This window comes from Methylobacterium sp. GC_Met_2, from assembly GCF_026540795.1.
GTDB lineage: Bacteria > Pseudomonadota > Alphaproteobacteria > Rhizobiales > Beijerinckiaceae > Methylobacterium.
In genome coordinates this window covers 16,177-28,935 of sequence record NZ_JALNUM010000083.1, presented here as the reverse complement: position 1 = coordinate 28,935, position 12,759 = coordinate 16,177, and the positions used below count along the sequence as shown (strand labels likewise).

The 12,759-nt window shown below is 64.8% G+C and carries 20 protein-coding genes; 10 read left to right on the top strand and 10 right to left on the bottom strand.

The genetic code is table 11. The features are described from left to right. The 5 genes from OXS49_RS23375 to OXS49_RS23355 all read left to right on the top strand — a co-directional run. Positions 1–613: GGDEF domain-containing protein (locus OXS49_RS23375; protein ID WP_267427034.1), on the top strand; the 613-nt coding region annotated here is incomplete at its 5' end. Between the two features lie 228 nt (positions 614–841). Then, a complete protein-coding gene (locus OXS49_RS23370; protein WP_267360052.1) occupies positions 842–1,012 on the top strand; it encodes a hypothetical protein in 171 nt (56 codons plus the stop codon). Then, positions 1,012–1,275, top strand: coding sequence for a hypothetical protein (locus OXS49_RS23365; RefSeq protein WP_267427033.1), 264 nt, complete (start codon positions 1,012–1,014; stop codon positions 1,273–1,275). Before OXS49_RS23370 ends, OXS49_RS23365 begins: the two co-directional genes overlap by 1 nt. A gap of 173 nt (positions 1,276–1,448) precedes the next feature. Then, positions 1,449–2,570 carry a histidine kinase dimerization/phosphoacceptor domain -containing protein gene (locus OXS49_RS23360; RefSeq protein ID WP_267427032.1) on the top strand — a complete coding sequence of 374 codons (1,122 nt, stop codon included), beginning with the start codon at positions 1,449–1,451 and terminating at the stop codon, positions 2,568–2,570. Next, positions 2,567–2,746 carry a response regulator gene (locus OXS49_RS23355; RefSeq protein WP_267427031.1) on the top strand — a complete coding sequence of 60 codons (180 nt, stop codon included), beginning with the start codon at positions 2,567–2,569 and terminating at the stop codon, positions 2,744–2,746. The genes OXS49_RS23360 and OXS49_RS23355 overlap by 4 nt, the downstream gene beginning before the upstream one ends. 282 nt (positions 2,747–3,028) lie before the next feature. Here the strand turns inward: OXS49_RS23355 and OXS49_RS23350 are convergent, their stop codons facing one another. Further along, positions 3,029–3,232 carry a hypothetical protein gene (locus OXS49_RS23350; RefSeq protein ID WP_267427030.1) on the bottom strand — a complete coding sequence of 68 codons (204 nt, stop codon included), beginning with the start codon at positions 3,230–3,232 and terminating at the stop codon, positions 3,029–3,031. 191 nt (positions 3,233–3,423) lie between these two features. Here OXS49_RS23350 and OXS49_RS23345 point away from each other — a divergent pair, with 191 nt between their 5' ends. Continuing rightward, positions 3,424–3,633 carry a hypothetical protein gene (locus OXS49_RS23345; RefSeq protein ID WP_267427029.1) on the top strand — a complete coding sequence of 70 codons (210 nt, stop codon included), beginning with the start codon at positions 3,424–3,426 and terminating at the stop codon, positions 3,631–3,633. 436 nt (positions 3,634–4,069) lie between these two features. Here the strand turns inward: OXS49_RS23345 and OXS49_RS23340 are convergent, their stop codons facing one another. Together OXS49_RS23340 and OXS49_RS23335 are read right to left on the bottom strand one after the other, a co-directional pair. Then, positions 4,070–4,426: a hypothetical protein gene (locus OXS49_RS23340; protein ID WP_267427028.1), complete on the bottom strand. Its 357-nt coding sequence runs from the start codon at positions 4,424–4,426 to the stop codon at positions 4,070–4,072. Between the two features lie 238 nt (positions 4,427–4,664). After that, positions 4,665–4,880, bottom strand: coding sequence for a hypothetical protein (locus OXS49_RS23335; protein ID WP_267427027.1), 216 nt, complete (start codon positions 4,878–4,880; stop codon positions 4,665–4,667). A gap of 257 nt (positions 4,881–5,137) precedes the next feature. Here OXS49_RS23335 and zwf point away from each other — a divergent pair, with 257 nt between their 5' ends. Next, positions 5,138–6,601 (top strand): glucose-6-phosphate dehydrogenase, encoded by a 1,464-nt coding sequence (zwf, locus tag OXS49_RS23330; protein ID WP_267427026.1) that lies wholly within the window; start codon positions 5,138–5,140, stop codon positions 6,599–6,601. A gap of 248 nt (positions 6,602–6,849) precedes the next feature. Here zwf and OXS49_RS23325 read toward each other — a convergent pair whose 3' ends face one another. Next, positions 6,850–7,338, bottom strand: a complete 489-nt coding sequence (locus OXS49_RS23325) for a hypothetical protein (protein ID WP_267427025.1) — start codon at positions 7,336–7,338, stop codon at positions 6,850–6,852. A 111-nt stretch (positions 7,339–7,449) separates the two neighbouring features. Beyond that, entirely contained in the window at positions 7,450–7,800 is a 351-nt protein-coding gene (locus OXS49_RS23320) for a hypothetical protein (RefSeq protein ID WP_267427023.1), read from the bottom strand. Positions 7,801–8,028: 228 nt separating this feature from the next. Between OXS49_RS23320 and OXS49_RS23315 the strand changes: the two genes are divergently transcribed. After that, a complete protein-coding gene (locus OXS49_RS23315) occupies positions 8,029–8,448 on the top strand; it encodes a DUF5681 domain-containing protein (RefSeq protein ID WP_267427022.1) in 420 nt (139 codons plus the stop codon). Continuing rightward, positions 8,445–8,708: a hypothetical protein gene (locus OXS49_RS23310; RefSeq protein ID WP_267427020.1), complete on the top strand. Its 264-nt coding sequence runs from the start codon at positions 8,445–8,447 to the stop codon at positions 8,706–8,708. The genes OXS49_RS23315 and OXS49_RS23310 overlap by 4 nt, the downstream gene beginning before the upstream one ends. A 210-nt stretch (positions 8,709–8,918) precedes the next feature. Here OXS49_RS23310 and OXS49_RS23305 read toward each other — a convergent pair whose 3' ends face one another. Genes OXS49_RS23305 through OXS49_RS23290 form a run of 4 tightly spaced genes read right to left on the bottom strand, consistent with a single transcriptional unit; the run spans position 8,919 to position 11,269 of the window. Continuing rightward, the gene (locus OXS49_RS23305; protein WP_267427018.1) at positions 8,919–9,197 is read right to left on the bottom strand and encodes a hypothetical protein; all 279 of its coding nucleotides are present in this window, start codon (positions 9,195–9,197) and stop codon (positions 8,919–8,921) included. 46 nt (positions 9,198–9,243) lie between these two features. Beyond that, on the bottom strand, positions 9,244–9,633 hold the full coding sequence (locus OXS49_RS23300; RefSeq protein WP_267427016.1) for a hypothetical protein: 390 nt from the start codon (positions 9,631–9,633) through the stop codon (positions 9,244–9,246). Beyond that, entirely contained in the window at positions 9,630–10,262 is a 633-nt protein-coding gene (locus tag OXS49_RS23295; RefSeq protein ID WP_267427014.1) for a ParA family protein, read from the bottom strand. Before OXS49_RS23295 ends, OXS49_RS23300 begins: the two co-directional genes overlap by 4 nt. After that, on the bottom strand, positions 10,262–11,269 hold the full coding sequence (locus OXS49_RS23290) for a tyrosine-type recombinase/integrase (RefSeq protein WP_267427012.1): 1,008 nt from the start codon (positions 11,267–11,269) through the stop codon (positions 10,262–10,264). Before OXS49_RS23290 ends, OXS49_RS23295 begins: the two co-directional genes overlap by 1 nt. 907 nt (positions 11,270–12,176) lie before the next feature. Here OXS49_RS23290 and OXS49_RS23285 point away from each other — a divergent pair. Then, positions 12,177–12,476, top strand: a complete 300-nt coding sequence (locus tag OXS49_RS23285; protein ID WP_267427011.1) for a hypothetical protein — start codon at positions 12,177–12,179, stop codon at positions 12,474–12,476. A gap of 61 nt (positions 12,477–12,537) precedes the next feature. Here OXS49_RS23285 and OXS49_RS23280 read toward each other — a convergent pair whose 3' ends face one another. After that, a complete protein-coding gene (locus OXS49_RS23280; protein WP_267427010.1) occupies positions 12,538–12,693 on the bottom strand; it encodes a hypothetical protein in 156 nt (51 codons plus the stop codon). Between the last annotated feature and the right edge of the window lie 66 nt (positions 12,694–12,759).

Below are 12,759 nucleotides of genomic sequence, written 5' to 3'. Positions count from 1 at the left end.
AACAGCCCGACGTGAACCCCAACTGGCCGATTCAGCCCAAACCGAAAACGCTCTAGCCGCCAATCGCGGCTTGTCGGCCCAGGCAACCACCGATGCCTTGACCAGCCTCGGCAATCGAAGGCGCTTCGACGAGGCGTTAGCGCAGGAATGGGACCGGGCCGTGCGTGGCTGCCGACCATTGTCGTTGATCCTGATCGATGCGGACTGGTTCAAAGGCTTCAACGATACCTATGGTCATCAGCGCGGCGACGAAGCCCTTCGGCTGATTGCCGGTTCGATCCGAGCAGCCGCCAACCGCGCGGGTGATATAGTCTGTCGCATCGGTGGCGAAGAGTTCGCGGTCGTCCTGCCGGAGATCGACTCGGCGGGCGCAAAGATCGTAGCCGAACGGATCCGAGCAGCGGTGATGGGCTGGGCTATTCCCCATGCGGCAGGGTCGCACATGGTGCTCACGGTAAGTTGCGGCGTGGCCTGCCTTCCTGAAGTCCCAGCTCACAACGCGACGGAGCTCTTCGCGGAAGCCGACGCCGCCTTGTACGTGGCCAAGGGTGCAGGCCGGAACCAAATTTGTATTGCTGAACCGGATACGAGAGCCCTGCGTCTCGTCGGCTGACTTCGGCAACATGCACGCCCTCGTCGAAGCCATGCGGACCGAACGGGGTGCGTGGCAGGAGGAAGCCGAGCGGTTGTAGGCACGGTCGACGCGCAGGGCCTGACCACGCCGTTTCGAACAGATTGTAGAGATCAGCGAACCGGCGAGCGCCGCTGCCGTTAAAGCATCATGTCGAAATCCCATTCAGGCATGGATCACCCCTGCGAACTCCTTCGAAGCAGGATCGCCATGGGCATGCTGCTCGATGAGCAGGTGATCGCGGCGCTCGCCAGAGCCGTCGCAATCTTGCACGAGGCGAACGATCCTGGCGCGCTTGACCTTGAGCATGCGATCCGCACGCATCGCGTCGGTATCTTGAAGCGGCGGGCTATCCTCGGCGCGGCCGGGATAGACGTTTGATGGAGCAACGCTGCCGTTATGTCGTCCGGGGCGCCGCAAAGAATGGCATCATTACCTACAAGTGCCCGACGGCGGACTGGGCACTGCGGAAACTGCGCGACTTCAAGACAGCCGATCGTCAGGACATCACAGTCACTGATCCGGATGGTACCCCCCTGTCCGAAGCCGAACTAATCGGCCTCGTGGATGGTTCGGGCGCAGCGCCTTCTGATGAGGCGATCCCAGCGGCTCCGTTGATCGCACGTCAACCGGCTTCGATATAGGCACGCATCCGATGCATCCGCCTAGACCACACCTCGCCGCGTTGGGGCCTTTATAGCCACGCATCGATCGTCCTGGACCACACCGGAACCTCGACGCGCGCCTGTCACTTTAGCCCACCGGTGACGCTCTCAGACCTGCGAGGCGGTCCGACCTCAGGACAAAGTATGCGATCATGGAACCTGCCGACGCTTGGCACTTAACCGATCGCCTCCACACTGAGCAGGGTAAGGGAGACCCTTTCGCCGCCGCGGTCCGCGCCACGCGGATGCCGATGATCATCACCAATCCGCGGCTTCCCGACAACCCGATCGTCTTCGCCAACGACGCCTTCCTGCGGATGACCGGCTACGGCCGGGACGAGGTCATGGGCCGCAACTGCCGTTTTCTTCAGGACAAGGAGACCGATCGCGGCGTCATCGCGCTTATCCGTGAGGCGGTCCAGGCCCGCACCGACATCGCGATCGACATCCTGAACTACCGCAAGGATGGGGTGCCCTTCTGGAACGCGCTCTATCTCAGCCCGGTCGTCAACGAGACTGGCGAGGTGCTGTTCTTCTTCGCCTCGCAGATGGACGTTACCGACCGCGTCGATGCGCATCTGCACACGACGCAGGAGAAAGAGCGGTTCGAGCGTGAAGTCGCCAGCCGCACGCGGGATCTGACCGAGGCGTTGGCGTCGAAGACGATGCTAGTCCACGAGGTCGACCACCGGGTCAAGAACAACCTCCAGATGATCGCTGCGCTGCTGTCCATGCAGGCCCGGACGATCAGGGATCCCGATGCGCGTGCGACGATGAACTCGATGCTCAATCGGGTCGAGGCGTTGGGAACGGTGCACCGCCGTCTCTACCAGTCTCGCGACGTGGAGCGTTTCGACGTGGCTGCGTTCGCCCAGGATCTCGCGGACGACCTCGTGCGGGGATCGGGCCGCACCGATGTCCGCCTCCACCTCGATCTCGAGGCGGTCGAGGTGTCGGTCGAGAAGGCGCCGCCTGTCGCGCTGATGCTGAACGAGTTGATCACCAACGCGATGAAGCACGCTTTTGCGCACGACCGAGCCGGCAGGCTATCCGTCTCAGTACGGCCGGACGGAAGTTTAATCGCCATTTGCGTCGTCGACGACGGCCACGGCATGCCCGACACTGTCGCGGGCAGTGGCTCGTTTGGCAAGCGGCTGATCGAGAGTCTCGCTCGCCAACTCGGGGCGACGCTCACGTGGCGCCCAGCCAATCCCGGCACGCGGGTCGATCTGCGCCTACCGATCGCCGCGACGGTCACGGACACCCGGCCATGACGGCACCGATGCGGGTGCTGCTCGTCGAGGATGAAGCGCTGGTCCTGATGCAGATGGAAGCGCTGGTCCAGGACGCGGGTCACGAGGTAGTGGGGAGCGCGATGCGCCAGGACGAGGCTATCCACCTCGCTCAAGCGCTGCGTCCGGATATCGTGTTCCTAGATCTGGTCCTATGAGACGGCGGCTCGGGGCTGGAAGTGGCTCGAACCATCTGCGAGTCGGTAGGGACGATGCTCGTGTTTGTGACGGCCAACCCGCTTAAGCTCGGCAATGACTTAGCAGGGGCGGCCGGCGTCATCGCCAAGCCGTTCACGCGTTCCGTCGTATGCCGCGGGATGGCATACCTGGAGGAGTGCGTCAGACACCCCCCACCAATCAGCGCGCTGCCGCCGGGCATGTGGATGACCAAGTCGTTCTTGCCGCGATAGGCAGCGTCTAGGCCTAAATTGTTGGAGCGATCAGGTGCCCAAGGATGCCGCTGTATCCCGGGCTTCCAACGCGGACAGCTGGCCTTCGGATATTACCCGCTCGCCGAAGGTCACTGTGATGTCGCGATAGTCCGCCCGCTGGAAGTCGTGCAACTTCTCCAGCGCACTGCGGGTCGATGGGCAGTAATAGGTGATCGTGCCGGTCTCTCGCGCGCTCGTGATGACGTAGCCCATTGAGGAACCCTCCTGCCGCAGGCGGCGGGTGAAGCCCCCCCACATCGGAAAGCTTCGATCGAGTAAGGATCCGTTAGCAGATCTTAACAAATGGTTAAGGTTGCGATGCGTCCGTTAAGCTACCCGAGGCGGATTGAAGCTCAGCCTTAGGCGGTTTACCGACCCTTCGATCAAATTTGAGCGGGTGGCAGATGGCCGACGTCGTGACGGCCCTGCTCCTCGCCATGGCGACCGAGAACGCCGAACTGCGCCAGCAATTGGCCTCGGCCCAGGACATGCTCGTGGAAACCGCGATCGACGCCGGCAACATGCACGCTCTCGTAGAGGCCATGCGGACTGAGCGAGATGCATGGCGAGAGGAGACCGAGCAATTGCGGGGGCCGATGATGCGGACGGCTTGAGCCAGAACATCCGGCCCACCTTCAGTGCGTATGGTGTGATACCCCTGCTGCTACCGTAGCCGCTGCCGTCGGCTACCGCCCTCTGCCGCACGCTGCCGTCTCTCGGCCGTACACCGCCGTCCCCCTGCGCCTCGTCGTCATCGCCAAACCGAAGCCGATCGAAGCACCCCGCAGCAGGCCGAAGCTCTCGGACGTTCGCGTCTGCTCGGAAAGGCTCGAAGATGTTCTCTGCACACCTGTGCACCCGGGGATGCTGACCAGCTCGCCTGGCACGATCCGTGACTACGGGTGCCTTGGTCTGTAGGGCGATTAACCCCGCCGCTGCGCCCCTGTTCGGCCCCGGTTCGGTACCAGTCGCGGTGGCCTCCTTGCACCTCGACAGCCGTCCCGCCGCTCGCCATCTTGCGCGCATGCCCGCGCAGCACAGCCAGACCTACTATCCACGAACCTGGCCTCGCACCCCCGCACCGCGCAGCATCCCGTAAAACTTCCCCGGGTCGAACATGGCCCGCGCCTGCTGCAGCGAGATTGGCCGGCCACCGACCTCCGGTGCCCTCATCGCGCCGCCGCCGCCCTGCGCCTGTTTCTGCTGCCCTGCCGCGACGGCCTTCAGCGCCGAGGCGATGTTGCCGTAGGGGCTGGACTGCTGCTGATCCTGCGTGCCGGTGGCGGTCAACGGCTGGCCGGACAGGGTCGCGACGTCGGGCGTCGGCGAAGACTGGCCCGGGACGGGGGCGCCCTGTGCCTGAATTCCGCCAAGCCCGAATGTACCCGCCCCAGCCGTCGAGCCCATCGAGGCGCCACCTTGCGAGGCCGCGAGGGCGCAGTGATTTCCTTTTACCCCCTAAAGTGGAACAAGTGGAACAGTAGAACATGGCAACAAGAACAATGGCTTAGCCCGTTCCAGACTGTTCGACTATGTTCCGCTCTCGCGGCTTCCTTGGGGCAGCCGACGGGTGGCCGGCCATAATCCCAGCCGCCGACGTCTGGGGACCGTTTCGCCCTGACATCGACCCCGCCGAGCGCATCACTCATTTGGAGGAGACCCGCCCAACCTGTCGGGCCACGACAGCGGCGAGCACGTACCAGACGCCAGGGTGCAGGACCGTCGCGATGTTCTGGAACAGCGATCTGCTCGCATCGGGCGGATGCTCAGCGATCGCGACCGCGACCAGCCAAATACCGATGGCGCCGAACGCGGAGGCGGCTGCGGAGGCGGCGACGCTAATGAACTCGCGCAGGCTCATGGACCCGCGTTTGAGCGGGCTCGGCGAGTTTGCGCAACGCCTCTCAGCAGCCTTTTTCATCACCGACCGCCGGCATCTACTGGCGAGCTGCAGCGCATTAGCTCGCGCCGTCTGAGAGGAACCGCCATGCCTCGCAAGCCCGACCCCACCTGCATCCCTCACCCGGGCCGCACCTCGGTCGAGCGTCTGGGGGTTTGGCACTCCTATTGCTGACACGCCTGTTGCCGAGATCCCGGCTCGACCCGCGGAGCGGTCCCTTGAAGAAGATACTCCCTGGCGTCGGGCCGAAGCACCCGCAGGTCGTTGTCCTATTCGGCGCCACCGGAGATCTCGCCCAGCGTAAGCTCCTACCCGGCTTGTTTCATCTGGTTAGCGCGGGCTTCATCCCGGCCTGTCGTATCATCGGTGTATCCCTGGACGATCTTGATGCCGATGGCTTCCGAACGGCGGCACGGGGAGCTCTGGATCGGTTCGCTACGCGCAGCGTCGGTGATGAGGCTTGGGCAGCGTTCTCAGACATTCTCGATTACGTGCCCATTTCAGCAGGGCCAGCGACGCTGCGCGAGGCAGTGGATCGGGCGCGGGATACGCTTGGGGTCGAAACTAGCCTCCTGCACTATCTCAGCGTGCCGCCGGCCGCAGCCCTCTCAGCGGTCAAGATGCTCTCGGACGCCGATCTCGCCGAAGGTTCGCGGGTCGTCATGGAGAAGCCGTTCGGAGTCGATCTGGAAAGTGCCGTTGATCTAAACGCACGCCTGCACGCGGTGTTCGACGAGGCTCAGATCTTCCGTATCGACCACTTCCTCGGGAAGGAACCGGCCCAGAACATCCTGGCATTCCGCTTCGCCAACGGCCTGTTTGAGCCCATCTGGAACCGCAACTTCATCGACCACGTGCAGATCGATGTGCCGGAGACGCTGGGTCTGGGCAACCGATCGGCGTTCTACGAGGCCACCGGTGCCTACCGCGACATGGTGGTGACCCACCTGTTCCAGATCCTGGGCTTCATGGCCATGGAAGCGCCGACGTCCCTGGAGCCGGCGCCGATCTCGGAGGAGAAGAACAAGGTCTTCCGCTCGATGCTGCCCCTGGATCCGCGCGATGTGGTTCGGGGTCAGTACAGCGGCTATCGCTCGGAGCCTGGCGTCGATCCGGAGTCCGACACCGAGACCTTGATTGCCCTCAAGTGCCAGATCGACAACTGGCGCTGGGCTGGCGTTCCGTTCTACCTCCGTACCGGCAAGCGGATGGCGGAGGGCCAGCGGATCATCTCCATTGCCTTTCGGGAGCCGCCCAAGAGCATGTTCCCAGCAAACTCCGGCGTCGGGGCTCAAGGGCCGGACCACCTCACCTTCGACCTCGCCGACGCAGCGAAGATGTCCCTGTCGTTCTATGGAAAGCGGCCTGGACCAGGGATGCGGCTCGACAAACAGAGCCTACAGTTTTCGATGCGCGACACCGGGTTGGTTGGCGACGTTCTGGAGGCCTATGAGCGGCTGATCCTCGATGCGATGCGCGGCGACCGCACGTTGTTCACCACCGCCGAGGGCATCGAACGCCTTTGGGAGGTGTCGGTCCCTCTCCTCGAAGCTCCGCCGCCAGTCCGGCTGTACGAGCCAGGCTCATGGGGACCGAAGTCGATCCACCAGCTGGTAGCACCCTACGCGTGGCGCCTGCCGTTCGAGCGAGCATGGCGAAACACGGTTGCTGTCGAGGAGTGATGGCTCACGTCGTTGCCATGACATGCTCCTCACCCCTCGACGTGGCTGGCCTCGTTGCAGATCCTGCCGGGCCGAGCTGCGCCGGATCGGTCACGCTCTACACGCCGCCAGTCCGGACGAGGACTTCGTCGCGCTGGAAGTCGAGATCGCCGAGATGGACCCGACCCACTCGGGCTGGCGGGCGATCGTGTTAGAAATGGCTTGGGCCGGGATCGGAGGGTCGCGGGCATGACGACCGCTTGCGGGCCTCACCCGTAAGGTCGTCGCGGTCGAATGCAGAGCAGCCAGACGACTACCCCGAATGCGGCACCGCCCGCGGCGGAACAGAGGATGAGGTTCAGCTCGATCCGCGGCGCGTTCCCGAACACGATGAGGCCCGCCAGTACACCTGGCAGGACACCGATGGCCGTCGTCGATAGTGCCCCCGTATCAAGCTTGCGTGCAGCCCAGCTCGTCACCGGCAACGTGATCAGGAGCGTCGGGCTGATCAGAAAGGCACCCCACACTCCGAGGAGGCCGGTCACTACCGGGGCGGTCCAGAGCATCTCGAACGCCCGGCTCCAGGTCGCGCCTGCGAAGATCGCCATGCCTTGGGTCTGGATGTCGTCGACGAAGCCAGCGAGCATCGTCGATGCGCAGAAGCAGTAGGCAGCGGCATAGTGCCCGAGCAGGCCAGCCAGCAGGATGCGGCAGCGCGACGGCCGCCAATCTGATCGGAACAGATACCGCTCGCTCATGGGGGGCTCGCCGAGGCGGCGCGGGGCTGCGCGCCGTCCGGCACTCATCATAGCGACCGCTAGGTTACCCGGCCGTACCGGACTAGACGAGCGCGTGTTCCGATCAGATGTCTACCAGCCGAGCCCGAGTTCTTCTGTGACCGCGTTGGCTTTCGCTTCTTGCAGCCACACGATCAATTCCCCGATCGCTGCCAGGGCATCGGCGCCTAGGCGTGTGGCGTCCGCTCCCTGTTCGTCCAGCGCGACTGCCAAAGCGTCGGTTGCCCGCCGGGCTTGCACGAGGGCGTGGTCCAGCAGAGGTGTCGGTACGATCCGCCGGCGGATGCCAGAAGATGCGTTCGCAGCTACCGCCGACACATGTTCGCCCATGCCGGCTGTCGCCGTCTCAACAGCGCTGATCCACGGCTGCAAGCCGATAGCCAGAGTCGACGGTAGGCTGTCTGCGTTAAGGGGAGCCGCCATGATCCTGGCCGTTCGCGTGTGTCGACGACGAACTAGGGTCGACGCCTAGCGCAGGCTCGGCGGTTGCGCTGGCTGAGCCGTATTGCGCTCCTGCCGAGGGCACCCGAGACCTGATGCTGGCTGCGCCGAAAGATCAGTCGTGAAAACTCATAGCCGGTGCTATATAACATCAGAACTGGCTGTTTTTTCGCTATTGTTTGCAGCCAAGCCCATCTTCGAGATCGGACTATGCCGGGTGAAGGAAAGCCGTTTGTAGAAGGCCAGTCCGGCAACCCCGCCGGGCGCCCCCGTGGCTCTCGCAACCGCTCCACGCTGGCCCTGGAGGCGATCTTCGAGGGCGAGGCGGAAGCCCTGTCCCGCCGTGCGATCGAGATGGCGCTGGAGGGCGACGGGCCGGCGATGAAGCTGTGCCTAGACCGCCTGCTGTCGCCGCGCCGGGATCGCTCCATCACGTTCGACCTGCCGGTGATCGACACGGCCGAGGACCTGCCGAAAGCGACGGAGGCTTTGCTGCGTGCCGTGTCGTCGGGGGAGATCACCCCGTCCGAGGCGGCCGACGTCGGCAAGGCGGTGTCTGCCCATATTGAGGCCATCACCGCTGCCGACCTGCACCGGCGCCTCGCGGCACTGGAGGGACAGGGCGCATGAGGATTAAGGAGATCGAGGCGAAGATCGCCCGGCTTGAGGCCAGCCCGCGGTTCAGTGGGTTGGCGCGTCTGTCCGACGCCGACCTCGACCGGCAGATCGTGGCCGGCCTGAACGACATGGCGTCCGAGTGGCCGTCCTTCGGCGCCATGGTCTCCAGTCTGCGCGAGTCGCCGATGCCGGCCGACAAGAAACTCGGTAGCGCGATCGAGACGTTCATCGCGGACTGGCAGGCGCAGCAGCGAGAGAAGGCGGCGCAGTAGCGGCGCCCGCATATTCCCGATTATTTTTAATCGTGCAGGCCTACAAGACCCCGCTCCCGCTGTGCGCCTTGAAGGCACTCGCCCCCTGGTTGCTCAGCACTCGCCGCCAAGACGGCTTCACGGCTAGGCGGTACATAGCGCCCGTCGCTCCGGCTGAACGCCGAACGGCACAGGGCCGAACCACGTCATCACGGGATCCGGCCCGCATCTCTACCCCGTTCGCATCGTCACGGACCCGTCGACCATGCTGACGGTCTCGACCCGCGGCCCGGCCCAACCTTGATCCGGCAGGGTGGCAAGATAGCGATTGCAGGCGGCGGCCAGCACCCCGTCGAAGCGCGTTGGCATCACTGCCACCAGCTCGCGCATCAGACCGGTGATCGCCGCATCTCGGGCCAGCACCGCAAGGACGTCGCCGTCCAATCGCTCCAGCGTCGAGACGACGTTTTCTGCGATGATGCCGGCGATGCGGATCTGATCGCTGCGCATTGGTCAGGCTCCCAGACCAGAGTCACATGACAACGTGACCACGTGGCTATTCCCCGCGGTTCAGAGCATCGAAGTCCCGCCCATGCTGGCGCAGCACGAGCCGTAGGCCCTCGACATAGAGATCATGCGGCTTGCAGTCGGTCGCAGCCGCTATCTCCCGCAGCGCCTTGAACACCTTGGGGTGCGCGTAGATCGATGCGTGCGGCTTCTCATATCGAACCCGGCGCTTGTAACCTTCCGGCCCGACCGGCTCATCCGCCGGCTGCCCGCTCGCCACGTTTTCGCGTGGAGCCGTTGTCACGTCTTCATGTTGTAACGTGGTCACGTTGTCACGTATCAACGTGGCAGCGGCATCACGTGGCGGCTCGGTTGCAGGCGCCGAGGCGGCGATCCGGGCGAGCTGGTCGTTGATGGACGGGCGGGGTTTCTTGCTCATGCCTTCGCGCCTCCGAGCTGCGCCTTGATCCATTGCCAGAGCAGCCGGACCTCGATGGCCGCCTTGCCTTTGGGCGCCAGTTCGGTGACGCCCTGTCCCGTTGTCATTGAGTCGAGGAAATCCGAACGCGTCGCCACCATCGAGGGCGCCAGCGCACCAGTGCTCACCAGCGCCGTCGCGGCGTCGAGCGTCCGCGCTTGGGTCGTGGCGTTGCACTGGTTCAGTACGAAGGCGAACGGCTTGCCAAGGAGGCGAAGCTGCTCGACCGTCGGTCGCGCCGCCTCGACATCGAGGATCGACGGCTTGACCGGCAGAAGGCACAGGTTGGCCTCGCGCAGAACGAGCGCCACGTCGGGCCCGAACCGGCCGGGCGTATCCACGATCGCGAGCGAGACCGCTCCGGCGCCGCGGATCCGGCCGAGCGTGCCGGCGAAAGCTGAAGGTTCAACCCGCTGCACGTCGAGACTGTTAGCCTCACGCCGCTTACCCCAGCCGGCGAGCGACGCCTGCGGATCCGTGTCAAGCGCCGCGACCGTCTCCCCATCCTGCATAGCCGCCACGGCGAGCGAGGCGGCGAGGGTGCTTTTGCCGCTGCCACCCTTTTGTGTTGTGAGTACCAGGACGCGCATCACAGCCCCGCCATCCCGGCCGGGTTCTGCTTGAAGAGCTGCCCGGACCGGATGTAGCCGCTCGTCGTGTCGAACCGCTTATGCCGGAGCTGGCGCTGGATCGCGTGGCCCGGTGCGTCGTTGGCCGCTGCCGACGTGGCAAGCCCGGAGCGGAGGGAGTGGCCGGCATAGGCCGCCGCAAGCCGCCGTGCTTCCTCCGGCGCGTGCCCTTCTGCCAGCGCGGCCGCCTCGACCGTGCGCTGCACGATCCGAGCAACTGCGCGGTCTGTCACCGCCTCGGTGTCGATCCGCCCGTGCCTGTCTATCGGCCGGAACGCCGGCCCCTCCTTCAAGCGAGCCGCCTTGATCCACGCGCGATAACTCCGCACCGGACACGTCTCCATGTTCGAGCCATAGGGCACGCCTATCTCGGCGCCCTCCCCCGATTGATCAGTCTTGCTGCGGGCAAGGTGGACCACCAGGCCGTCAGGCCGCTCCTCGACCCACGCTCCGCCATCCCTGCGGGTCACCTCCAGCCCCGCCAACTCGGAGCGCCGGAGCGCCGCGGCGAAGCCCACGAGGATCAGCGCCCGATCGCGCTTGCCGGCGAGGGTATCGGGCAGGGTAGCAATCGCGCGTCGGAGGTCCACAGTCATCAGGGGCTTCTTCTTCGCCGCGGGCTGACCGTGCGCCCGCTTGATCCCCCTCCACGTGTCGCGGAACGCTGCCGACGACGTGTCGAGATGAAGCCCCACTGCGGCATGCTGCTCGCGGATCGCGGCAAGACGACGTTGTAACGTGGCAACTTTCAACGTGGCAGCGTGGTCAATGAGGTAGGCCAGTACGGCGGCCGGACTCGCGGGCAACGACGCCTCACCCCGCCCGGCGCACCAGTTGGCGAACGCGCGTACATCCGAGGCGTAGGCCCGGCGGGTGTTAGAGGCCCGAGATCGGTCAGCGTAGTGGCGCGCCTGATCGGCGAACGCCTGAAGGCCGGTCGGCGAGGGGAGGGCGACTTCTGCGCTCAAGACTGCGTCTCCTCGGCTAGCGGTTCGCCCTCGTCGATCGCCGAGACGATCTGGTTTCGCACCAGGTTCAGTGGGGATTGTATAGGGTCAGCCCAGTCAGGCCGCTGGGCATTCTGTATGGCCTCGAACGGCACGACGACCGCGAACCGTGTCTGCCCTCGTGAACGAGCATGCTAAAAGCCACGAACCTCGATGCCGTCCGCTACTGGCCGCGCTTTGACGATGAAGTCCTGCCCGGCATGGGAAAATGCGAGGCGAGGCGGCGGCGATGACATGCTGAGTTCTGGTGTCCGATAATGCCTTCTTATCGGACCTTAGACCACCACGCAGGAACTGGCAACGGGATCGCGTGACCACGTTGTAACGTGGTAGCGTCAGAGGCGAACGTACACGCTGACGATGATTGCAAGGCCTGCGATCCCAGCCAGCGCGAGAAGGGCGCCGGTCGCCGCGTTCTTCGCCCGGCCCCGTCTTGCGTCGGCCCATGATCTCAGGCGAGGCACGAATGCCACGGCGAGGTAGTACAACCCCGCCAGAAGCAGACAGGCCGCCCCTGCGGTAGCTATCAGCGGGAGCGCCCAGGTCACGCAGTTTGCGTCGCAGGAAGGTCCCCGAGCCGCCACCGGGGTTGGGCAGGCAACCAGTAATACGGCGCTGATGTTCGCGCGCAGTAAAGGCATCGCCGAGATGTGGAGGGACAGGGCAAGCCGGGCAACCCGGACGCGTTACAGCGTGACCACGTGACAACGTGGCTTCACAGCTCTGTCGGCCTATCTCTTCACCACCAGCCGCGGGGCGGTCGGGGTGTGCGCAAGGCCGGGCGAGCTGTGATGATATAGCCGCTCGGCCAAGCCCTAAAGCACGCGAGCCGACATCGGTGCGGGTCAGCTTGTTCCGAGCGAACAACATGGCGCTGATCAGGTTGGCCGAGTATGTAAAGCTCACAGGTCAGGCCATGCCGCGCTATTTCATCGACACCTCGGACGGCGATACGTTCGTGGAGGACGACGAAGGTCATGACCTGCCTTGCGTCGAAGCGGCTCGGGATGCCGCGCAATCTGCGCTGCCGGACATGGCTCGGGACGCGATGCCGGACGGCGATGGACGGATCTTCTGTGCCAGCGTTCGCGACGAGGTCGGCACGGTGCTCTACAAGGCGACGCTGTCTCTAGTCGGCGAGTGGGGAGCGGGTCAGAAGCCCTGCTGATCTGGGTCAGCCACAATGGTCTGGCTGCCCAGCAGTTGCGAACGCCTTTAGATGCCGGGCCTCAAGCCTTCGAGAACGGCGTGTTGCCCCTGTAGTTCTTCCCCCGCGGCTCGGCTTTGCGCGGATCTGGCTTATCGGCGAGCAGGCGCTTCACGCGTTCATTGAAGTCCTCAGGCGTGACGCTCTGCGCTTTGCCGGTCGTAAGTTCGCGTGCCATCTCGGTCTCGACTTCGTAGCCCAGAGCACGGGATTGCGCGGAGGGGTGAAGGTAATATGTGCATCC

Coding starts and splice junctions, on each gene's coding strand:
- OXS49_RS23355 (WP_267427031.1), top strand. CDS start 2,567: ATGACGGCACCGATGCGGGTGCTGCTCGTCGAGGATGAAGCGCTGGTC.
- OXS49_RS23360 (WP_267427032.1), top strand. CDS start 1,449: ATGGAACCTGCCGACGCTTGGCACTTAACCGATCGCCTCCACACTGAG.
- OXS49_RS23300 (WP_267427016.1), bottom strand. CDS start 9,633: ATGAGCAAGAAACCCCGCCCGTCCATCAACGACCAGCTCGCCCGGATC.
- OXS49_RS23280 (WP_267427010.1), bottom strand. CDS start 12,693: ATGGCACGCGAACTTACGACCGGCAAAGCGCAGAGCGTCACGCCTGAG.
- OXS49_RS23305 (WP_267427018.1), bottom strand. CDS start 9,197: ATGCGCAGCGATCAGATCCGCATCGCCGGCATCATCGCAGAAAACGTC.
- OXS49_RS23350 (WP_267427030.1), bottom strand. CDS start 3,232: ATGGGCTACGTCATCACGAGCGCGCGAGAGACCGGCACGATCACCTAT.
- OXS49_RS23310 (WP_267427020.1), top strand. CDS start 8,445: ATGAGGATTAAGGAGATCGAGGCGAAGATCGCCCGGCTTGAGGCCAGC.
- OXS49_RS23295 (WP_267427014.1), bottom strand. CDS start 10,262: ATGCGCGTCCTGGTACTCACAACACAAAAGGGTGGCAGCGGCAAAAGC.
- OXS49_RS23325 (WP_267427025.1), bottom strand. CDS start 7,338: ATGAGCGAGCGGTATCTGTTCCGATCAGATTGGCGGCCGTCGCGCTGC.
- OXS49_RS23285 (WP_267427011.1), top strand. CDS start 12,177: ATGGCGCTGATCAGGTTGGCCGAGTATGTAAAGCTCACAGGTCAGGCC.
- OXS49_RS23345 (WP_267427029.1), top strand. CDS start 3,424: ATGGCCGACGTCGTGACGGCCCTGCTCCTCGCCATGGCGACCGAGAAC.
- OXS49_RS23315 (WP_267427022.1), top strand. CDS start 8,029: ATGCCGGGTGAAGGAAAGCCGTTTGTAGAAGGCCAGTCCGGCAACCCC.
- OXS49_RS23340 (WP_267427028.1), bottom strand. CDS start 4,426: ATGGGCTCGACGGCTGGGGCGGGTACATTCGGGCTTGGCGGAATTCAG.
- OXS49_RS23365 (WP_267427033.1), top strand. CDS start 1,012: ATGGAGCAACGCTGCCGTTATGTCGTCCGGGGCGCCGCAAAGAATGGC.
- OXS49_RS23370 (WP_267360052.1), top strand. CDS start 842: ATGGGCATGCTGCTCGATGAGCAGGTGATCGCGGCGCTCGCCAGAGCC.
- OXS49_RS23335 (WP_267427027.1), bottom strand. CDS start 4,880: ATGAGCCTGCGCGAGTTCATTAGCGTCGCCGCCTCCGCAGCCGCCTCC.
- OXS49_RS23320 (WP_267427023.1), bottom strand. CDS start 7,800: ATGGCGGCTCCCCTTAACGCAGACAGCCTACCGTCGACTCTGGCTATC.